The 23,435-nt window shown below is 55.2% G+C and carries 16 protein-coding genes; 11 read left to right on the top strand and 5 right to left on the bottom strand.

Translation table 11 applies throughout. From position 1 onward, the window contains the following. Positions 1-55 precede the first annotated feature (55 nt). The 4 genes from ACEPPP_RS17395 to smbP all read left to right on the top strand — a co-directional run bounded on the left by ACEPPP_RS17395 (position 56) and on the right by smbP (position 3,551). Positions 56-1,795: a sulfite reductase subunit alpha gene (locus ACEPPP_RS17395; RefSeq protein ID WP_374088628.1), complete on the top strand. Its 1,740-nt coding sequence runs from the start codon at positions 56-58 to the stop codon at positions 1,793-1,795. Between the two features lie 118 nt (positions 1,796-1,913). Continuing rightward, positions 1,914-2,447 carry a hypothetical protein gene (locus ACEPPP_RS17390; protein WP_374088627.1) on the top strand — a complete coding sequence of 178 codons (534 nt, stop codon included), beginning with the start codon at positions 1,914-1,916 and terminating at the stop codon, positions 2,445-2,447. Further along, positions 2,440-2,973 (top strand): hypothetical protein, encoded by a 534-nt coding sequence (locus tag ACEPPP_RS17385; RefSeq protein ID WP_374088626.1) that lies wholly within the window; start codon positions 2,440-2,442, stop codon positions 2,971-2,973. Before ACEPPP_RS17390 ends, ACEPPP_RS17385 begins: the two co-directional genes overlap by 8 nt. A gap of 245 nt (positions 2,974-3,218) precedes the next feature. Next, the gene (smbP, locus tag ACEPPP_RS17380) at positions 3,219-3,551 is read left to right on the top strand and encodes a small metal-binding protein SmbP (protein WP_374088625.1); all 333 of its coding nucleotides are present in this window, start codon (positions 3,219-3,221) and stop codon (positions 3,549-3,551) included. 57 nt (positions 3,552-3,608) lie between these two features. Here smbP and ACEPPP_RS17375 read toward each other — a convergent pair whose 3' ends face one another. Continuing rightward, positions 3,609-5,363: a proline--tRNA ligase gene (locus tag ACEPPP_RS17375; RefSeq protein WP_374088624.1), complete on the bottom strand. Its 1,755-nt coding sequence runs from the start codon at positions 5,361-5,363 to the stop codon at positions 3,609-3,611. Between the two features lie 180 nt (positions 5,364-5,543). Here ACEPPP_RS17375 and ACEPPP_RS17370 point away from each other — a divergent pair, with 180 nt between their 5' ends. Beyond that, complete coding sequence (locus ACEPPP_RS17370; protein ID WP_374088623.1) at positions 5,544-7,001, top strand: M48 family metalloprotease; 1,458 nt, start codon at positions 5,544-5,546, stop codon at positions 6,999-7,001. Positions 7,002-7,620: 619 nt separating this feature from the next. After that, positions 7,621-8,325 (top strand): urate hydroxylase PuuD, encoded by a 705-nt coding sequence (locus ACEPPP_RS17365; RefSeq protein ID WP_374088622.1) that lies wholly within the window; start codon positions 7,621-7,623, stop codon positions 8,323-8,325. A gap of 51 nt (positions 8,326-8,376) precedes the next feature. Here ACEPPP_RS17365 and ACEPPP_RS17360 read toward each other — a convergent pair whose 3' ends face one another. Genes ACEPPP_RS17360 through miaB form a run of 4 tightly spaced genes read right to left on the bottom strand, consistent with a single transcriptional unit; the run spans position 8,377 to position 12,031 of the window. Then, a complete protein-coding gene (locus ACEPPP_RS17360) occupies positions 8,377-9,219 on the bottom strand; it encodes an HlyC/CorC family transporter (RefSeq protein WP_374088621.1) in 843 nt (280 codons plus the stop codon). Continuing rightward, positions 9,216-9,719, bottom strand: coding sequence for an rRNA maturation RNase YbeY (gene ybeY / locus ACEPPP_RS17355; RefSeq protein ID WP_374088620.1), 504 nt, complete (start codon positions 9,717-9,719; stop codon positions 9,216-9,218). Before ybeY ends, ACEPPP_RS17360 begins: the two co-directional genes overlap by 4 nt. Beyond that, positions 9,688-10,665, bottom strand: a complete 978-nt coding sequence (locus ACEPPP_RS17350; RefSeq protein WP_374088619.1) for a PhoH family protein — start codon at positions 10,663-10,665, stop codon at positions 9,688-9,690. The genes ybeY and ACEPPP_RS17350 overlap by 32 nt, the downstream gene beginning before the upstream one ends. A gap of 10 nt (positions 10,666-10,675) precedes the next feature. After that, entirely contained in the window at positions 10,676-12,031 is a 1,356-nt protein-coding gene (gene miaB / locus ACEPPP_RS17345) for a tRNA (N6-isopentenyl adenosine(37)-C2)-methylthiotransferase MiaB (protein ID WP_374090939.1), read from the bottom strand. Between the two features lie 337 nt (positions 12,032-12,368). On the opposite strand from miaB, the gene ACEPPP_RS17340 reads away from it, so the two are divergent. From ACEPPP_RS17340 to ACEPPP_RS17320, 5 genes are all read left to right on the top strand, one after another. After that, a complete protein-coding gene (locus tag ACEPPP_RS17340; RefSeq protein ID WP_374088618.1) occupies positions 12,369-15,128 on the top strand; it encodes an Hsp70 family protein in 2,760 nt (919 codons plus the stop codon). Between the two features lie 15 nt (positions 15,129-15,143). Continuing rightward, a complete protein-coding gene (locus ACEPPP_RS17335) occupies positions 15,144-15,485 on the top strand; it encodes a hypothetical protein (RefSeq protein WP_374088617.1) in 342 nt (113 codons plus the stop codon). A gap of 11 nt (positions 15,486-15,496) precedes the next feature. After that, entirely contained in the window at positions 15,497-18,358 is a 2,862-nt protein-coding gene (locus ACEPPP_RS17330) for a UvrD-helicase domain-containing protein (protein ID WP_374088616.1), read from the top strand. Positions 18,359-19,148: 790 nt separating this feature from the next. Further along, on the top strand, positions 19,149-20,237 hold the full coding sequence (locus ACEPPP_RS17325) for an efflux RND transporter periplasmic adaptor subunit (protein ID WP_374088615.1): 1,089 nt from the start codon (positions 19,149-19,151) through the stop codon (positions 20,235-20,237). A gap of 21 nt (positions 20,238-20,258) precedes the next feature. After that, positions 20,259-23,435 (top strand): efflux RND transporter permease subunit, encoded by a 3,177-nt coding sequence (locus tag ACEPPP_RS17320; protein ID WP_374088614.1) that lies wholly within the window; start codon positions 20,259-20,261, stop codon positions 23,433-23,435.

The raw sequence follows: 23,435 nt of genomic DNA, 5'->3' as shown, positions 1-23,435 counted from the left end.
TCCCCCCGGCTTCCGGGGGGACTCAGATTTTTATTGATTCAACATTTAAACGGAAATGAAAACACCGCAAATTCCTTTCGACGGTCCCTATAGCGAAAGCCAGCGCGCCTGGCTCAGCGGCTTTTTTGCCGGCATGCACACGCACATGATCCAGAGCGCAGGCGCCGCCCAACAAACCGCCAGCCGCGTGATCAACATCCTGTACGGCAGCCAGACCGGCACGGCCGAATCGGTCGCGAACGACGCCGCCGGCATCGCCAAGGCGCACGGCCTCAAGCCGGTCGTCAAAGGCATGGACGAGATCGAAGCGGATGCGCTGGCCGGGATGGAGTATCTCTTGGTGATCACCAGCACTTACGGCGAAGGCGAAATGCCGGACAATGCGCAGATGCTCTGGGATGCGGTCAAAAGCGATGCGATGCCGCGGCTCGAAAAACTGCAATACTCGGTGCTCGCGCTCGGCGATACCAGCTACGATCTGTTCTGCCAGGCCGGCAAGGACTGGGACGAACGGCTCGCGGCACTCGGCGCGCAGCGCATTTATGAACGCACCGACTGCGATGTCGATTTCGAAGAGCCCGCCGAAGCCTGGATCAAGGCGGTCATTCCGTTCATGTCCGGCGGCAGCACGACCGCGACGGTCGTCGAGGCCGAAGCGCCAGCCGAAAAATCGCAATACAACCGGAAGAATCCGTTCCCGGCCAAGATGCTGGTCAACCGCTGGGTGACCGCGCCGTCATCCTCTAAGGAAACCCGTCATTACGAGATTTCGATCGCGGGCTCCGGGATGACCTATGAGGCCGGCGACGCCCTTTGCGTGGTGCCGACCAACTGTCCGGAGCTGATTAAGGATATCGTTGATGCCATCGGCTGCAACGGAGATGAAAGTGAATTTGTCCACGGCGAACTGATGCCCTTCTCCGAGGCCTTGCGCACCCAGTTCGAAATCAAGACGCCGAGCAAGGAGCTGATCGAGGAAATCGCCAGTCGCTCCGGCAACAAGGAATTGAATGCGATCCTCCAATCCGGCGACAAGGACAAGCTGGCCGATTATTTATGGGGGCGCGACACGCTGGATTTGCTGCGGCAGAATCCCGGCTGCGAATTTTCCGCCGCCGAGTTCATCGAATTGTTGAAACCGTTGCAGCATCGCGCCTATTCGATCTCGTCGAGCGGCAAGAAATATCCCGACTCGGTGCATCTGACCGTCGCCAGCGTGCGTTACGAGAGCTTCGACCGCCAGCATAAGGGCGTCTGTTCGACCTTCCTGGCCGATCTGGTCGATGACACGACCGAAGTGCGCTGCTTCTTCACCCCGAACAAGGTGTTCCGGGTGCCGGACGACAACAGCCTGCCGATGATCATGGTCGGCCCCGGCACCGGCCTCGCGCCGTTCCGCGCCTTCCTGCAGGAAAGGGAATACCGGAAGGCTTCCGGCAAAAACTGGCTGTTCTTCGGCGACCGCAATGCCGCGACCGATTTCATGTACCGCGACGAAATCGAAGCGATGCAGGCCAGCGGCCTCTTAACCCGCCTCGATCTGGCATTTTCGCGCGACCAGGCCGAAAAAATCTATGTACAGGACAGGATGCGCGAAAACGGCGCCGAATTGTTCGCCTGGCTCGAACAGGGCGGCTATTTCTTCGTCTGCGGCGACGCCTACCGGATGGCGAAGGACGTCGACAAGGCGTTGCATGACGTGATCGCCGAACACGGAAAAATGAGCGAACAGCAGGCTGTCGACTATGTGAACCAGCTGAAAAAGGACAAGCGCTACGTCCGCGACGTGTATTGATCAACCCTTGCATGCAAACCCATGCAGGAGCGGCGTTAGCCTCTCCTGCATGGGAGCGGCAAAATCATAAAGGGAGTTTTGGCATAAGCATTTTTCGACTCATTTATCGCCAAATCCTATGATCAAAATCGCCTTGTCTCTCTTCATCGCCGCGCTGGCGCTGTTTTTGGCCGCGGAAGCGTTTTCCGCGCTGCCGCTTCTTGCCTATCTCACCCAAGCTTTTTATCCACTCGGGGCATTATCTTTGCTCGCCTCGTTCGCCCTGCTGTTCGCCGCTCTGTTGCTGCTCGCCGGCAAACACATCCTGTGCGCAATCCGTCGTTATTTTTCCGGTATCGAACGCCGGCAGCGCCGACTCTGGTTCGTTCAGGGAAAACTCGACCGGGAGCGCGGGCTATTTTTTCACCGCCGGCTGCAAACCCGTTATTTCCTCGAAGCCAAAATGCGACGGCTGACCCAGGCGAACAACCGGACACACAGTCGCTCGCTGGCCAAGGCGATCGACAGCGACCTCGCCGCGATCAAAGCACAGGTTTCGGCAGACCTATTCAAAACCTGGCGCCGGCAAAATCGCGCTTATCGCCGGCAGGCGAATATCGAAGGCCTGATTGCGCTGCAACAAACGATCCTCACCCACCGCGAGCATGCATAACTTATCGAAATGGCTGCTCGGCCTCGTCGATCTTTGGCACTCGATCAAGGACCGTAATCTGCGATGGCGCCGCGACAATCAGGCCGAGCTGGCACAATTGCGGCAACAACGCATCCTGGCCGAAAAAGCGCTCGAAACCGAGCTGAAAAAGCACAGCGTGCAGCTGGAGCACGAGATCGCCCTGCTAAAAACCCGGCACGATGCGGAACTGTTGATGTACAAAACCCGCTGCAAGCAGGATATCAAGGATTATCAGCACTATCTCGACTCGCTCGATCAATTGAAAAAGTCGATCCAGAACAGCTATACGCATTTGCCCGAATCGGTCGCGTTGACCATCCACCACCATGCCAAGCATCTGCTGCATAGCATGTGGGAAGCCGAGGACTACGAGCAAAAGATCCAGTATGAAATGCAGTTGATCCAGTTCATGACCGCGGTGCACGAAGACGCCCGCCTGTACCTCGAAGATGCAAATACCGGCAATCTGCCGGAAAGCACGCTTAAATTGATGCGGAAAAATTAAAAGTCGGTCTTTATCAATCTATTCTTATGTTAACGTTCTGTTATCGTTGCAAATTTCAGATGAACCGAGACAAGCTTTTATGATCTAATAGCGGTGTTGCGTTCAGCAACACACTGAAGTTGAATTCCAATATTATTGAAAAAGCCTCGATCCTGATCTTCTGATCGCAGCTCTCGATATAAATCATCGGCCGCGTTCATTGAAGACAGGATCGATCACCTAGAACAATGAAGAGGAAAACGATCATGAAAAAAATAATAACCGCCAGCGCCGCTGTCTTGTTATTCGCCTGTTCGACCGCCTTTGCCGAGGAACATGCCGCCGCCGCACTCGAACATGCCCAAGCCGCCGTCGAACACGGCAAGGCCGGCCATCCGAAAGTGCTGGTCGAGCATGCCAGTGCGGCGCTGGAACATGCGCTCGCCGGCGCGATCGTCGATAAGGGGCTGCAAAAAGAGCATCTGGAAGCCGGCGCCGCCGAACTCGAGGAAGCGATCAATCACGGCAATCTGGGCCATGCTCCCGAAGCGACCCAACATGCCGAAGCCGCGGTAACCCATCTCAAAGCCGCACAGTAAGCTCCAGCAAAACAAACGGGCGGAATATCCGCCCGTTTCGTAATCGCCGAGGCCCGCTTAAGCGAGCTTGGCTTTCAGAAAATCGATCAATTCCGCCATCGGAACTTCCTGATTCTCGCTCGCCGTTCTGGCCTTGTATTCGACCGTGCCGGTGTCGAGGCCGCGGTCGCCGACCACGATGCAGTGCGGGATGCCGATCAATTCCATGTCGGAGAACATGAAGCCGGCGCGCACCTTGCGGTCGTCGAACAACACATCGATGCCGGCGGCAAGCAGGTCCTGGTACAGTTGTTCCGCGACGGCCCTCAGGCGTTCGGATTTGTGCATGTTCATCGGGCACAGCGCGACCTGGAACGGCGCCAGGCTGGCCGGCCAGATGATGCCTTTGTCGTCGTGATTCTGCTCGATCGCGGCCGCGACGACGCGCGAAATGCCGATGCCGTAACAGCCCATGATCATCGTGTGATTCTTGCCGCCTTCGTTGATCACCGCCGCCTTCATCGACTCGCTGTAGCGGGTGCCCAACTGGAAGATGTGCCCGACCTCGATGCCGCGCGCGATCTTCAACGTGCCCTGGCCGTCAGGGCTCGGATCGCCTTCGACGACATTACGGATATCGGCGACATGTCCCGAAGTATCCGCAATCGACGTTGAGAGAAAATCCCTTTCCCAGTTGGCGCCTTTGTAGTGGAAGCCTGCTTCGTTGGCGCCACAGACAAAATCGCTCAGATGCATCGCCGAATGATCGGCCCACCATTGCACGGACTTGCCCGAATCCTTCAATACAGGACCAATGTAGCCGGCGCGGCAACCCAGATGTTGTTCGATTTCTTCGTCGTGGGCGAAACGAAAATCCCCCAATACCTTGCGCGCCTTGACTTCATTCAGCTCATGATCGCCGCGTAAAAACAGCAGGCAGAAGACATCGATTTCCTCGTTCCGATCATTCCGAACTTGACGCATCACTGCGATCGTCTTCAGGATTTTGTCCGGCGCGACGTTTAAAAACGCGCTGACTTCGGCAATCGATTTTTGGCCGGGGGTCGCTATTTTCTCCAAGGCTTCCGTTGGGAAGGCTGCGGGGGATTTAGGCGGCAAAGCTTCCGCCTGCTCGATGTTGGCCGCATAATCGCTGCTGGTCGAAAACGCGATCGCATCTTCGCCCGAATCGGCCAACACGTGAAACTCGTGCGAGACCGCGCCGCCGATCGCGCCGGAATCGGCCATCACCGCGCGGAATTTCAAACCGAAGCGGTTGAAGATCTCGGTGTAGGCCCCATGCATCACCTGATAAGTTTCCTGCAGCGATTCCTGGTCCATATGGAACGAATAGGCATCCTTCATCACGAATTCGCGCGAACGCATGACGCCGAAGCGCGGGCGGATCTCGTCGCGGAACTTGGTCTGAATCTGATAATAGGTGATCGGCAGCTGCTTGTAGCTCTTGATCTCGTTGCGCGCCAGATCGGTGATGATTTCTTCATGCGTCGGCCCCAGGCAGAAGTCGCGCTCGTGCCGGTCTTTCAGGCGGGCAAGTTCCGGGCCGTATTTTTCCCAGCGCCCGGTTTCCTGCCACAATTCGGCCGGCTGCAAGGCCGGCATCAACACTTCCAGGGCGCCCGCCCTCTCCATTTCTTCGCGGGTAATTTTCTCGACCTTGCGCAGGACTCTCAACCCCAGAGGCAGCCAGGTATATAAACCAGCGGCCAGTTTGCGGATCAGCCCGGCCCGGATCATCAATTGATGGCTCGCCACGACGGCGTCCACGGGAGTTTCTTTTACGGTGTTGAGCGGGAATTGAGTCGTGCGCATGATCTATCGTCTGAATAAATGAAAAACGCCTATTTTACCGAATTTCGCGCCGGATGAGTCATCCGCTTGTCGATGCAACGATTTTCGCAGGCAGAGGTCAAATTGGGTATCTTTGCGCTACAATAGCGGCGACTCAGATCGCCAGTAAACCCTCCCTCAAACCCAGCCATCCGCTTGTTAATGCAAAAAACCGCCCTGTTGGCCCTGGCCTTAAGCCTGACTGTCTTCCCTCCCTTACCCCACGCCGCTGATGACATCAGCAAAATCGAACTGCCCGACATGGGCGACTCGTCCGGCACGCTGATCACGCCGGCAGAGGAACAACAGCTCGGCGCGGCATTTTTCCGCAGCCTGAATTCGCAAATCACGATCAATCAGGACCCGGAAATCCAGCAATTCATTCAGTCGATCGGCCAAAAGCTGGTCACGGTCAGCGATCTGCCCGGCTATCCGTTTCATTTTTTTGTGGTGCTGGAAAATGACGTGAACGCGTTCGCGGGACCCGGCGGCTATGTCGGCGTCAATTCCGGCCTGATTCTGATCACCGAAGCCGAAAGCGAACTGGCCTCGGTCATGGCGCACGAAATTGCGCACGTAACCCAGCGCCATTTGTACCGCGCCGCCGAAGCGGCCGGGCGGCTATCGCTGCCGACCGCCGCCGCGACCCTGGCCGCGATCCTGCTCGGCACGCAGGCGCCGCAACTCGGCCAGGCCGCACTGATCGCGATTCAGGCCGGCAGCATCCAGTTTCAGATCGACTTCACCCGTGAAAACGAGGAAGAAGCCGACCGGGTCGGCATGCATATTCTCTCCGAATCGCAATTCGACCCGCGCAGCATGCCGACTTTCTTTGAACGCCTGCAGCAATCGACCCGCTATTACGGCCAGAACATACCCGAATTTTTGCGCACCCACCCGGTCACCGCCTCGCGGATTTCCGACTCGCGCGGGCGCGCCGACCAATACCCTTACAAACAATACCCTGACTCGCTGGGATACCAGCTGATTCGGGCCAAACTTCGAGTCATGGCCGGCACCGACCCCGGCGAGACCCGGAAATACTTTGCTAGCCGCCTGAACCAGGGCACCGACGAGCAACGCACCGTAGCGACCTACGGACTCGGCCTGACCGCCTTGGCGCAGCAAAAATTTACCGAGGCGGAGCCTATTTTTCAGAAACTGGCGAGCGATTTTCCGGCCCAATCACAGTACGGCGCCGCCCTGGCACGCACCGCGCTCGAACAGCGCCAATTCGGCAAGGCACTGGCGCTTTATGAAAAACTGAGCCGCCAATTTCCCGAAAATGAGGCGATCAAGCTCGAATATATCACCTCGCTGCTCAAAACCGATCAAGCCGAAAAAGCCAGAAAAACCTTGTTCTCGCTGAGCGCAAACACCCAGAAACTGCCGGTTTATTATCAGATGCTGGCCGAAACCTACGGCAAACTGCACCAGCCGGCCGAGTCGCACCGCTATTTTGCCGAATATTACTACGCGATGGGCCAAACCCGCGATGCGATCACCCAAATCCGCCTGGCGCAAAAATCGAAAGGCTTGAATTTTTATTTGTCTTCGATTTTGAGCGAGCGCTTGAACTTTTTCATCGAGGAAGACAGGAAGGCCAGGGAAGCGCGTTGAGGTAGCGCTGCGATTTTCGGTTTGACCATTCGACTGCCGAAAAACGGGCTTTGAATGACAATCAATCCGAATCGTAGCCGCATTTCGAACCGATGCATCCCCTTTGCAGATTCCGCACAAAAACCACAACACCATGTTTTTTAAAAGTTTTTTACGTAAAAAATGATTTTTTGAAAAAAAATCATTTTTTTGGTGGACAAGGCGTTTTCAATCGATTTAGAATAGCCCCGCTCTCAGAGAGCAAGACTGGTTAATCAACCGGCGGAGGAGAATAGCTGAGTTAAGCTATGCTGATAACAATAATAAAATAAGTTAACCTGCTTGAGTAAAGTTGTACAGACCACAACTCGGTACAACGGCAATTAAAAAAAATAAAAATAAAATGCTCAACACGCCCGCTTTATGCGGGCTTTTTATTGCCCGCTGAAAACGCATCCCTTGTGTTGCGGCGCTATCCCTTCGCGCCCCTTACCCGCCCTGACACCTCGCGCGCTGCCGCGTCCGATCATTTCCTTGACTTTTTCTGCCTTTCCTGTCCAATATCTACCCGTACGACATCAAGATCACGTACATTCAACCAATAATCAATAACGAATAATTATTTAAGAGAGGAGTGACTATGGGCATCGTTACGACAAGCGCCGGAATCGAAATGCTTTTGCGGTGGGGGCATTTATTGGGCGGCATCACCTGGATCGGATTGCTGTATTATTTCAACTTCGTGCAAACCGAATATTTCAAGGAAGCCGACGCCTCCGCCAAGGCGGATGCCTTACAAAAACTGGCGCCGCGCGCACTCTGGTGGTTTCGCTGGGGCGCGGTTTTGACCCTGTTGACCGGCCTGGGCATGTTCGCGGTCAGCGCCGGCCGAATCTCGTCGATGGACATTTCTATCGGCGCCCTGCTCGGCATCCTGATGTTCACAAATGTCTGGCTGATCATCTGGCCTAATCAAAAAATCGTGATCGCCTCGGCCAAACAGGTCGCACAAGGCGGAGCGGCCTTGCCGAACGCAGCGGAAGCGCTGGCGGCGGCAGGCCTGGCATCAAGAACCAATGCGCTGTTCTCGATTCCGATGTTGTACTTCATGGCTGCCTCCTCGCATTACCCGCACCTGACTTTCAAATTTCTGCCGTTCATCATCGCGGTCGTGATCATTCTGCTGCTCGAATATAACGGTGCTTATCTGGCGCTGAAACGCTTCGACATCGTCAAAAAGCTGCCTGCGGCGGGCAAGATGGGACCTTATACCAGCATTGCCGGCGTGATCCATAGCGGCTTGGGATTGGCTGTCGTGCTGTTCCTGCTATTGGACCTGTTATAAGCGAGCCGCAGCAGAGATAATGTGTTGCAGGGGCGACTGCGTCGCCCCGACTCAATCCAGAATCTTCAGCTTGAGCAGGTGCACGCGCCGGGTATCGGCCCTGACCACTTCAAAGCGCAGATTATCGACGGTCAGGCTCTCGCCCTTCTTCGGCATGTGTTCGAGTTCGTTCACGATGAAGCCGCCGACGGTATCGTATTCGTCGGTCGCCAGATGCGTATGGAAATAGTCGTCGAATTCCTCGATCGGCGTCAGCGCCTTGATCATGAATTCCTTTTCATTGCGCTGCAGGATGTAGCTCTCGTCGTCCTGCTCGTCGTGTTCGTCCTCGATCTCGCCGACGATCTGCTCCAGCACGTCCTCGATCGTGACCAGACCGGCCGCCTGGCCGTATTCATCGACCACGATCGCCATGTGATTGCCTTTGGTGCGCAGTTCTTTCAACAACACATTCAGACGCTTGCTCTCCGGCACCAGAATCACCGGGCGCATGATTTGCTCGACTTTCAACTGCTTGTTGGCGAGCGAATGCGCGAACAGGTCCTTGACCAGCAAGATGCCGACCACCTTGCTGCGGTCTTCTTCGATGACCGGATAACGCGAATGGCCGAATTGGGTGACCAGCGGAAACAAGGTGTCGAGTTCCGCATCCTTCGGCACCACGACCATCTGTACGCGCGGAATCATGATGTCCCTGACCCGCATTTGCGATACCTGCAAGGCGCCTTCGATCATGCTCAGGGCGTCGGTATCGAGTAAGTGATTTTCCCTGGCGTCGCGGAGAATTTCCAGCAGATCGTCCAGGTCCTGAGGCTCCCCGGTCAGCAGCTGGCCGATTTTTTCGATCCAGCTTTTCTGCGAGGAGTGCCTACTCGGGGGCTGCCCTTCACTCATTCGTGTATGACCTCTATATAAGGGTTTTCGATGTGCAATTTTTTTAGAATCGCGATTTCTTTGGTTTCCATTTCTTCGGCATCACTCTCTTCAATATGATCATAGCCCAATAAATGCAAAAGGCCGTGGATGATCATGTGCGCCCAGTGATCCAAAAGCGGTTTGCGCTGCTCTAGTGCCTCCCGCTCGACGACCGGCGCGCAAATGACCAGGTCGCCGAGCAGAGTGGCTTCCCCGCCTTCGTCCTCGTCCAGACCTTCCGGCCATTCGAACGGAAAGCTCAGCACATTGGTGGGGCCTGGCTTGTGCCGGTAGTGCAGGTTCAGCTCGGCGCTTTCGGCTTCATCGACGATACGAATCACGCAGGCATAGGACTGGCCGCTTTCCTCCAGGGCCGTAGCGATCCACTTGACGATCTGCCGGCGGTCCGGCTGACCCGGCGATTTGAAGACGCGCTGAATGTCGACTTTATGACTTGGGCGCTTTGGCAATTTTATCATAGGCCTCATAGGCGGAAACGATGCGCTGCACCAAAGGATGCCGGACCACATCGCGAACGCCGAAATAAGTAAAACTGATGCCTTCGACATCCTTCAACACGTCCAGCACTTGCCTGAGGCCGGACATTTTTTCGGAAGGCAAATCGATCTGGGTCAAATCGCCGGTCACCACCGCGGTCGAGCCGAAGCCGACCCGGGTCAAAAACATCTTGATCTGTTCGGTGGTGGTGTTTTGCGCTTCGTCCAGGATGATGAACGCATCGTTCAGGGTGCGTCCGCGCATGAACGCGAGCGGCGCCACCTCGATGATGCCGCGCTCCATCATTTTTTCGACGCGCTCGAAGCCGAGCATCTCGTACAACGCATCATACAAGGGGCGCAGATAAGGATCGACCTTCTGCGCCATGTCGCCCGGCAAAAAGCCGAGCTTTTCGCCCGCCTCGACCGCCGGCCGCACCAGGATGATCTTGCTGACCTTCTCGTTCAACAAGGCCTCGATCGCACAGGCGACCGCGAGATAAGTCTTGCCGGTGCCGGCGGGGCCGACGCCGAAATTGATGTCGTGGGTCACGATCTTCCGGAGATAATCCTGCTGATTCGCGCCCCGGCCCCGAATCAGGCCGCGCTTGGTCTTGATCGCGACGACCGGCTGGCTCGGCTCCTCAGGCGCCGCCAGGATCGCATCGATCGAGGCATCCTGCATCGCCAGATGGATCGCCTCGGAAGTCAGCACTTCCTTTTCGGTGGTTTCAAACAGTTTTTGTACCAGCGCGCAGGCGGCCTTGACCGAGGATTCGACACCGGTCACCTGGAATTGATTGCCGCGATTCGAAATTTCGACTTGCAGGCGCGCCTCGATCTGGCGCAAATGCTGATCGAGCTGGCCGCATAAATTGGCGAGCCGGACGTTGTCGGCCGGCATCAGGAGCAGTTCCTGGGATGTCATGGATGGTAGATCAGCTGTTGGCGACGATTTTATCGATACTGGAATCAACGACCCGGCCTCTGAGCGAGTTCGGCAGTGCCTCGGTAATCAGCACATCGACAAACTGCCCTGCCAGGCGCGGATGCGCGATGAAATTGACGACCCGGTTGTTCTCGGTGCGCCCCTGCATCTGCAAGGGATTGTTTTTCGATTTGCCTTCGACCAGCACCGTCTGCACGGTGTTGATCATCGCTTTCGAAATCGCGGCCGCATTTTCGTTGATCCGATTCTGGAAGCGTTCCAGGCGCTGCTTTTTGACTTCGATCGGCACATCGTCGGGCAGATCCGCCGCCGGCGTACCGGGGCGCGCGCTGTAGATGAAGCTGAACGACAGGTCGAAGCCGATCTCGTCGACCAGCGCCAGGGTATCCTCGAAATCCTGCTCGCTCTCGCCCGGAAAACCGATGATGAAATCGGAAGACAGATAGATATTCGGGCGCACGTCCCTGAGTTTCCGGATCTTTTCGATATAGTCGGCGCGGGTATGACCGCGTTTCATCATCTTCAGGATGTGGTCGCTGCCCGATTGCACCGGCAGATGCAAATGATCGACCAAAGCCGGAATCTCCGCGAAAGCCTCGATCAGGCTGTCGGTAAATTCGACCGGGTGCGAGGTGGTGAAACGAATCCTGCCGATGCCGTCGATCGCGGCCACGTGATGCAGCAGCAACGCGAAATCGGCAATGTCGCCGTCTTCCATCGCGCCGCGGTAGGCATTCACGTTCTGGCCGAGCAGATTGACTTCGCGCACGCCCTGTTTGGCCAGGGCCGTGATTTCGGCAATCACGTCGTCGAGCGGACGGCTGATTTCCTCGCCGCGGGTATAGGGCACCACGCAGAACGAGCAGTATTTGCTGCAGCCTTCCATCACCGAAACAAACGCCTTGGGACCGTCGGCGCGCGGCTCGGGCAGCGCATCGAATTTTTCGATTTCGGGGAAGGAGATGTCGACGACCGGCTTGCGCTTGCCGCGCGCCTGGTCGAGCAATTGCGGCAGGCGATGCAGGGTTTGCGGGCCGAACACGATATCGACGAACGGCGCGCGCTTTTGGATCGCATCGCCCTCCTGGCTGGCCACGCAGCCGCCGACGCCGATTACGACATCGGGGCGCTTTTCTTTCAGGATGCGCCAACGGCCCAGCGCGGAAAATACTTTTTCCTGGGCCTTTTCGCGGATCGAGCAGGTATTCAACAACAAGACGTCCGCCTGTTTCGGATCGTCGGTCAATTCAAAACCATGTGAAGCATGCAGCACGTCCCGCATCTTGTCGGAATCGTACTCGTTCATCTGGCAACCGTTGGTTTGAATATAAAGCTTTTGCGTCATATTGTCGAAATCATTAAACATCGCTAAGACTATGTTCCCAAAGAAATAACCCGCGAGATGAAATGATGCTCAAAGCCTCCAATGTATCAATGACTGCGCTCAGGGTGATTATCGAGAACCCCATGGGGCGCATATTATAACCTGAATCCCGGCTAAACAAAGAACCGACCGGTAAAATTCATTTTTATTTTCAAGGGATTTTAGTGATTTCGATTATTTTGAAAGGGAGATTGGCTGATCGGGGCCGGAATAATAGTTTAAAATAACCGGTTTTCGGCAGGGTACGCGATGCGCGCCCTGCCTCACTTTGGCATACCATTACAATAACAAAAGCAACGTGCAAAAGTCTTCTCCCCAATACCTCGTCGGCATCGATCTCGGCACGACGCATACCGTGGTCGCTTACGCGAAAATCGGCGAAACGCCGGTCGACATCCGGATCTTCGAGATCGAACAATTGACCGCGCCGGGCCAGGTCGCGGCCAGAACCTTGCTGCCCTCGGTGCGTTATCATCCGGCCGCTGGCGAACTGGCCGAAGCGGACATCGTGTTCGGCGAGGAAGCAGGCAGCGCGGTGATCGGCGAAGCCGCGCGCGTGCTCGGCGCCAAGACCAAGGGCCGCCTGGTCGCGAGCGCGAAAAGCTGGCTATCGCATCCCTCGGTCGATCACGGCGCCGAGATCCTGCCCTGGGGCGGCGACGAAGACGTGAGCAAGGTGTCGCCGATCGATGCCAGCGCGAGTTACCTTGCGCACGTGCGCAAGGTCTGGGGGCACCGCTTCAAGGACGCGCCGCTCGCGGAGCAGGACATCGTGATCACGGTGCCGGCCTCGTTCGACGAAGCGGCGCGCTCCCTGACCCTGGAAGCCGCGCGCCGCGCCGGTCTGCCGCAGGTCCGCCTGCTCGAAGAACCGCAAGCAGTTTGCTACGACTGGCTCAGGCGCAATGCCGGCAACATCGGCGAACTGCTCGAGGACGTGCATCTGCTCTTGATCTGCGATGTCGGCGGCGGCACCACCGACCTGACCCTGATCAAGGTCGAACACGGCGGCGCCGAACCGAAACTGACCCGGATCGGCGTCGGCGACCATCTGATGCTCGGCGGCGACAATATCGACCTGGCGCTCGCTCACCTGGCCGAAAGCCGCCTGCTCCGCGGCGAACAGCGCCTGTCCGCGGCCGAATTGTCGCACTTGCTCGAACAATGCCGGATCGCGAAGGAACGCCTGTTGGCCGACGACGCGCCCGAACAGGTCAACGTGACGCTGCTCGGCGGCGGCTCAAAACTGATCGGCGGAACCCGGGCCGCAACCCTCGGCCGCGAAGAAGTGCGGTCGATCGCACTGGACGGTTTCTTCCCCTTGTCCGGACGCGGCGACCTGCCCGACCGCAAGCGCAGCGGCGTCGTCGAATTCGGCCTGCCCTATGCGGCCGAACCCGCGGTCAGCAAACATATCGCCGCTTTCCTGAAACTGCATGAAGGCGCCGCGCGCGAAGCCACGCAAGGCCAGGGCAGCGCGCCCGATGCCCTCTTGGTCAACGGCGGCGTGTTTCGCAGCCAGACCCTGAACCGGCGTATCGAGGATTTATGCAAATCATGGAACGACGGCAAGCTGACCGTTCTCGAAAACCGCCATCCCGAACTCGCGGTCGCCTTCGGCGCGGTCAGCTATGCGCTGGCCCGGCGCGAGAAAAAGCTCAAGATCGGCGGCGGCGCCGCGCGCAGCTATTTCCTGCTGATCGACACCGGATCGAAAGCAGAGCAGCAGGGAGTCTGCATCCTGCCGAAAGGCAGCGAGGAAGGCGAGGAAGTGATCCTGAAGGACCGCCGCTTCGCGCTGCGTCTCGGCATGCCGGTACGCTTCCATCTGTGTTCGATGTCCGGCGATACGCCGTACAAGCCCGGCGACATTGCCGACATCAGCGAGCACTTTCATTCCTTGCCGCCGCTCGCGGCCGCCTTCGAGAGCGAAGACAGCGGGCAAGGCGGCGAGGTTGTCGTCGAGTTAGCGGTCACCCAGACCGAGATCGGCACCTTGAAAATCGAATGCGTCTCGGTGGATGACAACAGGCGGCGCTGGAATGTCGAATTTCAGATTCGCGCGAAAGGCCCCTCGGCCGTGCCAGGGGATGTGTCGCTGCCGCCGCAATTCGGCAAGGCGATCGAGCAAATCCAGGCCGTGTTCGGCTCGAAATCGAAAGCGGTCGATCCGAAGGCGGTCAAAAGCCTGCGCACCGACCTCGAAAAAATCCTCGGCGAAGCCCGCGATGCATGGACGACGCCGCTGCTGCGCGCGCTGTTCGCCGAATTGCTCGAGGGCGCCAAGTTTCGCCGGCGCTCGGAACATCATGAACGCGTCTGGCTCAGCCTGACCGGCTTCTGCCTGCGCCCCGGTTTCGGCTTCGCGCTCGACGACTGGCGCGTCGAGCAGCTCTGGAAGCTGTATCCGCACGGCATCCAGTTCGTCAACGAAATCCAGAACTGGGCCGAATGGTGGACCTTGTGGCGGCGCATCGCCGGAGGACTCAACGAAGCCGCGCAGGAACAGATTTTTGAGGACATCGCCAAATACATCAATCCGGCCGCCGCGCGGCAGGCCGGCGTCGCCAAGCAGCTGAAGGCGCGCAGCTTCGATGACATCGTGCGCCTCGCGGCGGTGCTCGAACGCCTGCCGGTCGCGAAAAAGATCCAGCTCGGCGGCTGGCTCTTGAACCGCCTGCAAAAACCCGGCGAATCGCCGCAGACCTGGTGGGCGGTCGGCCGCATCGGCGCCCGAATGCCGTTCCACGGCAGCAGCCATAATGTGATTCCGCCTGAAACGGCGGGCCTGTGGCTGCGGCAAATCGCGGAGGCCGACTGGAAAAAAATCCCGCAGGCCGGCTTCGCGGCGACCCTGATCGCCCGAATGAGCGGCGACCGTGCCCGCGATGTCGAGGACGAGGCGCGCAAACAGGTCATCGAAAAACTCAGGCTCACGAAGGCGCCGGCCGCCTGGATCGACCTGGTCGAAACCTACAAGGAACTCGATGAAAAAGAAGAACAGCAGATATTCGGCGAAGCGCTGCCGCCGGGCTTGAAATTGATCAACAAACCATAATACAAACGCAACAAAATGAAACTCATCGGCTTTATTTTATTTATTGGACTGATCCTGCTTTACTTTCTGGCCGCCGCATTCAAACTGGACATGCTGACGCTGGAAATGCTGAGTCATATCGGCATCCGTTTTTTGATTGGCTTCATGATCCTCGGCATCGGCGTGCTCTATGAGCATGTGATCCGCTTCAAAAGCTCGGTGTTGATCATTCTGGCGTTGGTATTGGGCGATGATATTTTCGACTACTATCGGAACGTGAACAGCTTTACCCCGGAAGTGATCCTGCTCGGCATTTATATGCTGCTTTGGGGCGCATTGACCGGGTATGTCACGGTAAGACAAATTAGAAAACCATGAGTTAATTTTCAATGCGGATTCTTCTTTACAACGAACTCAACCCCAAACAGATTCCCGGCTTTGCCAAACTGGTCAAATATCTCGAAGCCGATGACTTCAAATCGGCCGATGTCAAAAAAGTCGGCGACAATCTGTACCGGGCCCGGCTGAATCAAAGCGACCGGCTGTTGTTTGCGGTTTACCGGCATCAGCGTCAGGCTTATGCGCTGATTCTGGAGTTTATCAAGAATCACGCCTATCAAGACTCGCGCTTTCTGCGCCGGGCGGCGTCGATAGATGAAAGCAAGATTCCGACGCTTGGCGACGCCGGCCAAATCGAGGGGGCGCCGCTGGCCTATCTGAATCCGAACCACGCCTCGTTCAATCTGCTCGACAAGATCATTTCGTTCGACGACAGCCAGCAGGCGATTTACCAACTGCAACCGCCGCTGGTGATCATCGGTTCGGCGGGCAGCGGCAAGACCGCGCTGACGCTCGAAAAAATGAAGCAGGCGGTCGGCGACGTGCTGTATGTCACGCAGTCGGCCTACCTGGTCAAAAATTCGCGCGATTTGTATTACGCGCACGGCTACGAAAACGCCGACCAACAGGTCGATTTTTTGTCGTTTCAGGAGTTTCTCGAAAGCATCGAGGTGCCGGACGGCAGACCGGTCAGTTTTCAAGCCTTTCAAGCCTGGTTCGGCCGCCAGCGCCACGGCGGCCCCTTGAAGGATGCGCACAAGCTGTTCGAGGAATTCCGCGGAGTGATTACCGGCCCCGCCACCGACAAAAGCTGGCTCGGCCGCGCCGATTATCTGGCGCTCGGCGTCAAGGAATCGATTTTTCTGGCCGAGGAACGCGAGGCGGTCTACGACGTATTCGAGAAATATCTGGCGTTTTTGGCCGAGCAAAAACTGTACGACGGCAATATCGTCAGCCACCGCTACCTGCCGCACAACACGACGCGCTACGATTTCGTGATCGTCGACGAAGTACAGGACTTGACCAACATTCAACTGTATCTGATCCTGAAATCGCTGCGCCGGCCGCAGGACTTCATTCTGTGCGGCGATTCGAATCAAATCGTACATCCGAATTTCTTTTCCTGGTCGAAAGTCAAAAGCCTGTTCTACCGGCAGGACGATTTGCGCAGCGAAGGCGATTTGATTCGGATTCTGAACACCAACTACCGCAACTCGCCGCAAGTCACCGAGATTGCGAACCGGATCTTGAAGATCAAAAACCAGCGCTTCGGCTCGATCGACAAGGAAAGCCATTATCTGGTCAAGAGCAACGGTCACACCCAGGGCGAAGTGCTGTTGCTGGAAGACTCCGCCGGCATTCGCCAGGAACTGGACAAAAAGACCCGCACGTCGACGTTGTTCGCGGTGATCGTGATGAACGCCGAACAAAAACCGGAAGCCGCCCGGCATTTCAGTACGCCGCTGGTGTTTACGATTCAGGAGGCGAAAGGGCTGGAGTATGAAAACATCATCCTCTACAACTTTTTGACGCTGGAAGAAAGCCGTTACCGCGAAATCAGCAAGGGCGTCAGCCACGCGGATCTCGAGCAAGACCTCAAATACGCGCGCGGCAAGGACAAAACCGACAAGTCTCTGGAAGTTTACAAGTTTTATATCAACGCTCTGTATGTCGCGCTGACCCGTGCGATCAAAAATCTGTACTGGATCGAAAGCAACGCCCGGCAGCCGCTGCTCGACCTGCTCGACCTCAGAGAGGTACGCACGACCTTGGAACTGGCCAGCCAAAATTCGAGCCTGGACGCCTGGCGGCAAGAAGCGCACAAGCTTGAGCTGCAAGGCAAACAGGAACAGGCCGACCGCATCCGCAGCGAAATTCTGAAGCAGAAGACGCCGCCCTGGCAAGTGCTGACCGGCGAGGCCTTATCCGAACTGAAGCGGAAAGCGCTGGAGACCAACGATAAAAACGCCAAGATGACACTGTTCGAATATGCGCTGGTGCATGAAGACCTGAATATTTTGAATGTGTTGTTGCATGCCGATTTCAAGCCCGCCAAACAGCCGGACAAAGGCCTGCAAATGCTCGAACAGAAGCATTACGGCGCCTATCAGTTCAAGAAACCCGACGCGGTGCTGAAGCAGACCGATCAATACGGCCCGGATTTCCGCAATGTTTTCAATCAAACGCCGCTGATGGTCGCCGCCTGGACCGGCAACGCGGACGTCGTCAAGGCCATGTGCGATCAGGGCGCCGACACCGAAAAAGTCGACGGCAACGGCCTGACCGCGTTCCAAATCGCGCTCGCGCAGGCCGACCGCAGCGACGCCTATGCGAAAAAGAAGCTGGCCGCGATCTACGACTTGCTGGAACCGACCAGCATGAGCATTCAGGTCGAGCACCGGCTGATCAAGCTCGACAAATCCAGCATGGAATTCTTCCTGTTGAATCTGATGATCGCGCTGTTTTACCGGGTGATGCCGAGAAAAATGGTTTATCGGCTCGAAGGTTTCGGCACACAGGAATTCATCGATGCCATCCAACACATTCCGCCCGGAATTTTGCCGGAGCGCCGCAAGCAAAGGGCGTATTTATCCGCGATTCTGGCCAAAAACGAAGTCGACAAGGACGACAAATACAATCGCAAACTGTTTTACCGGGTCATGCGCGGTGCTTACATCTTCAACCCTAACCTGGCGATTCGGGTCGAAGGCGAGTGGGTGAATATTTACGATTTGCTCAGCATCGACAGGCTGGCGCCTCGGCACGACATCAAGGAGGACTGGTGGCGCCGGGATATCAACGAATATCGCGAAACCCAGATGAACGCGCGTAAAGTCGAGTTGCAGCGCTTGCTGGCGGAAAAAAGAATGGCCGGCCCGAGCGAAAATCCAAACACCGCGTTGGGGTCTTGAAGGGCGCAAGCACCAGCAATTCAGGCAATCATTCAACGAAATTGATTGGTACAAACGCGAACGGCCACTTTCTGCCGGTCCTTGCGCATTTCACAGCGGCGGCTATCGATCACAAATTGTTCGCTCAACGTTTAAGTTCATCAGCCTGCGCGGCTTTTCGCTCTGCTCCGGTGGAATAAATTGTTCGGCTAATGGTGATGGCCAAACATTCGAGAAATCAATTTCGACCTTAACCCGCTCTTCTAAACCCTTGATGGCACGGGCGCAGTCAACCTTTCTCCACCAGCGATCAACAACGAAGTGATTGGATACCGATAGTGGTAAAGGTTACTTCCCATTTTTGGAGGCGATTCCTGGGCAATGATGCCTTCGGCATCGGTTACCGTTGCGTATGCCTCCGCCTGTCATTTATTCAAGGGTTGTTTTCAACCTCCTAAGGGGGAATCAACTCCCCTTGCTGCTCTACCTTCACATAGCTTCCGGCCGCGATCTCTGGTTTTTCTTGCTGGCAAACAGCAAAAGTTCTTATGTGGCATATAACTTGCCTTTTAGTTCAAAAGACCGAGTCAATTGTGGCCAGTAAAACTAAGCGGATACCCCTTAACAGGCTGTTGAAAAATAGAAATCGGTGGGAAAAATTTCCCGAAAATGCCGCTTTAGGTCATGAAAACTGTTTGACGACAACGAACAATCAATGACTTACGCCCATAGTTCTATTAAAAATGTGATTTTTACCGCCCTGAGTGGGAAAGATTTTTAAATTTCAACAGCCTGCTAAGGACCATAAAAAATGATTACTAAATCATCTCTATTTCTATGTTTAGTCGCCACTCTATTAAGTGGGTGCCATCCAGCGGAAACCGAAAAGCAGGAAGAGGCCCCTAAACTGGAGGCAACCACACCATTTCGTGAAGACACTTCTGTCACGAAAGAATATGTTTGTCAGATTCATGCTATTAGACATATCGAAGTCAGGGCATTGGAAAGGGGATATTTGCAAAATATCTTTGTGGATGAAGGGCAATTGGTGCATAAGGGACAGCCCATGTTCAAGATCATGCCCAACATCTATCAGGCAGAGCTTTTAAAAGCAAAAGCCGAAGCGAACACCATGAATATCGAATACCTCAACACTAAAGGTTTGGCAGATAAAAATATCGTATCAGCCAATGAGCTGGCCCTGGCAAAAGCAAAATTGGACAAGGCCAACGCGGAAGTGAAGCTGTCGGAAACCCACTTGGGCTTTACCGACATCAATGCGCCTTTCGATGGGATTATGGATCATTTGAAAGTCAGAAAGGGCAGCCTTCTCGATGAAGGGGATTTATTGACGACGCTTTCCGACATCAGTGAATTGTGGGTATATTTCAACGTCCCGGAATCCGAATATCTGGATTATAAAACGCATAAAAACAACGATGATCGCAGTAATCAAGTACAGCTCAGGATGGCCAACGGTCAAATCTACAACCAAACCGGCGTCATTGAAACCATTGAGGCCGATTTTGATAATACATCCGGAAATATCGAATTCCGTGCCACGTTCTCTAATCCGGACAAACTGCTCAGGCATGGTGAGACGGGTACGATCCTCATGGCAAAGCCGTACAAAAACGCTTTGCTTATCCCGCAAAAAGCGGTATTCGAAGTCATGGATAAAAGTTATGTCTACGTCATCAACAAAGAAAATAAATTGGAGCAAAGACTGATCAAGATCGAAGCCAATTTACCGCATCTGTTTATCGTTAAAGAGGGATTGAGCGAGGGTGACGTGATCTTGCTCGAAGGCTTGCGTAAAGTGCATTCCGGTGAAGAGGTGAGGATCGATTTGAGGCCGCCCGAAAAGGTTCGCTCAGAGCTGGAATTATATACAGAGTAACCTTTAAGCCAGAGATTAATTATGTTCAATATTTTTATCAAAAGGCCTGTCATGGCGATCGTGTTATCGCTCGTGTTTCTGTTCATGGGCTTGCTGGCGATCCGGTCCTTGCCCATTTCCCAGTTTCCGGATATTGCGCCGCCCCGTGTCATGGTTTCATTGGCGTATCCCGGCGCCAGCGCCGATGTCCTGGTGCAATCGTCCCTGATTACGATCGAACGCGCGATTAATGGCGTTCCCGGCATGAAATACATTATCTCGGATGCGACCAGCGCCGGTGAAGCCGTCATTCAAGTGCTGTTCGACCTGAGCGTTGATCCTAACATTGCGATGGTTAACGTAAAGACGCGCCTGGACCAGGTCATGAACCGGCTACCCAAGCTGGTTCAACTGGAAGGGGTGATAGTCGAACGGGTGCAGCCCAGCATGCTCATGTACATCAACCTGTACAGCAAAGACAAAAACGCGGATCAGAAGTTATTATACAACTATGCATTGGCCTATGTTATCCCGGAAGTCCAACGGATCTATGGCATTGCCCAAGCAAAAATATTAGGCAGCCGCCAATATGCGATGCGGATTTGGCTGAATCCGGACCGGATGCGGGCCTATAACGTCTCGATAGACGAGGTGATGGATGCGATTGCCAATCAAAGCATTATCGGTCGGCCGGGACGGATCGGCCAAAGCACGGGCATTGCCGCCCAGTCCAAAGAGTATGTGCTGGTTTACCAAGGGCGGTACAACAAGCCGGAACAATACGAAGACATTATCATCCGGGCCAACTCGGAAGGCGAGATACTGCACCTTAAAGACATTGCCAAAGTCGATCTAAGCAGCGAGTTTTACGATATTTACTCGGATAAAGATTCCTTTCCTTCCGCATCCATCGTGCTCAAGCAAAACTACGGCAGCAATGCCAGCAAGGTCATCGAGGACGTGAAGGAAAAATTGAAAGAGTTGAAAAAGTCCTTCCCGGAGGGCATGGATTATGAAATCAACTACGATGTGTCCCGGTTCGTTGATGCTTCCATCGAAAAAGTCCTGCACACCTTGGGAGAGGCGTTCGTGCTGGTATCTTTGGTGGTCTTTATTTTTCTGGGCGACTGGCGCTCTACCTTGATTCCGGTCCTGGCAGTACCGGTTTCGCTGATCGGGGCATTCGCCGTCATGTCGGCGTTCGGGCTTTCGATCAATCTCATTACCTTGTTTGCCTTGGTGCTGGCCATCGGTATCGTGGTCGATGATGCGATTGTGGTGGTCGAAGCGGTGCATGCGAAAATGGAGGCTGAAAATGTAAGCCCCTATGTCGCGTCGAAAAAAGTATTGGGGGAAATTGGCGGCGCCATTGTCGCGATCACCTTGGTCATGACCTCGGTGTTCGTCCCGCTTGCCTTCATGACCGGGCCGGTTGGCGTGTTCTATCGGCAATTCGCTATAGCCATGGCCTCGTCGATCGTAATTTCGGCGATCGTCGCTTTATCGCTTGCGCCTGTTCTGTGCGCGATGATCCTGAAAAATACCCACGGCCAACCGAAACGGAAAACGCCGATCAGCCTGTTCATCGATGCCTTCAACGCTGTTTTTGAAAAGGTCACGGGGCGATACGTCAAAGTTCTCAATGCTGTCGTCATGAGGAGAATTCTAACATTTTTGGTTTTGGGCGGGTTTTGCTTTGGCATTTATTCGGTCAGCCTCACCTTGCCTTCCGGTTTTATTCCCGGTGAAGACCAAGGCATGATTTATGCCATTATCCAAACACCGCCCGGCTCAACGCTGGAAGTAACCAATAAAGTGGCGCGGGAAATAGAAGGCATAGCCAGTAAAATTGACGGCGTCCAATCGATTTCTTCGTTGGCCGGCTACGAAGTGCTCACCGAAGGGCGCGGTTCCAACGCCGGCACGGTTATTATCAACCTGAAAGATTGGTCGCAACGCAAACATTCCGTCCAGGATGTTATCCGCGAACTGGAGGAAAAAACCCATGACTTCGGCGCCATGATCGAGTTTTTCGAACCTCCGGCCGTCCCCGGTTACGGCGCGGCATCCGGCTTGGCATTTCGCTTGTTGGATAAGACCTTGGGCACGGACTATCAAGAGTTCGACAAACTTAATCAGACGTTCATGGCGGCGCTGCGCAAGCGCAAGGAATTGAGCGGTCTGTTCACCTTTTATGCGGCCAATTATCCGCAGTACGAGCTGGTCATCGACAATAAGCTCGCGATGCAAAAAGGCGTGTCGATCAACAAAGCGATGGACAACCTGGACATCATGATCGGCAGCACCTACGAGCAGGGCTTCATCCGCTTCAACAATTTTTTTAAGGTCTACGCGCAAGCCAGTCCCGAATTCCGGCGCTTCCCTTCGGATGTGTTGAAGTACTACGTAAAAAACGAAGCTGGCGAGATGGTGCCGTACTCCGCCTTCATGACCATGAAGAAACGGCAAGGACCCAACGAGATCACCCGTTATAACCTCTACAACTCCGCTGCTATCCGTGCCGAGCCGGCCGCTGGCTATACCAGCGGCGATGCCATCAAGGCGGTCCAGGAAGTCGCAGCCGCCACGTTGCCGCGGGGTTTTGACATTGCCTGGGAAGGTTTGTCTTTTGATGAAGCCGCCCGGGGCAATGAAGCGCTGGTGATCTTCGTCGTCGTGCTCGTGTTTGTCTACCTGGTGTTGGCCGCACAGTACGAAAGTTTTATGTTGCCGTTAGCCGTTTTATTTTCGCTGCCCCCCGGTATTTTCGGTGCTTTCTTTTTGCTGAAAACATTGGGTCTTGCCAACGACGTCTATTCCCAACTGGGACTGGTCATGTTAATCGGTTTACTCGGCAAAAACGCGGTATTGATCATCGAATTTGCGGTTCAGAAGCAAGCCCAAGGTATGACGATCAAAGAGGCGGCGATTGCGGGAGCACAAGCGCGTTTTCGGCCGATATTGATGACCTCCTTTGCGTTTATAGCCGGGTTGATACCCTTAGCCATAGCGACGGGGGCGGGAGCCGTCGGTAACAGAACCATTGGTACCTCTTCCCTTGGCGGGATGATTTTCGGCACCGTGTTTGGCGTCATCCTGATTCCAGGACTTTATTATGCTTTTGCCAAAATGATAGAAGGAAAATCCTTAATCAGAAACGAAGACCTGGATCCTTTAACAGAAAAATATCATTACGGTGCGGATGATGAAAAAGAGTAA

It is taken from the genome of Methylomicrobium lacus (assembly GCF_041897535.1).
GTDB lineage: Bacteria > Pseudomonadota > Gammaproteobacteria > Methylococcales > Methylomonadaceae > Methylomicrobium > Methylomicrobium lacus_A.
The sequence above is the reverse complement of the archived record's forward strand: the minus strand, read 5'-3'. Positions and strand labels throughout refer to the sequence as shown.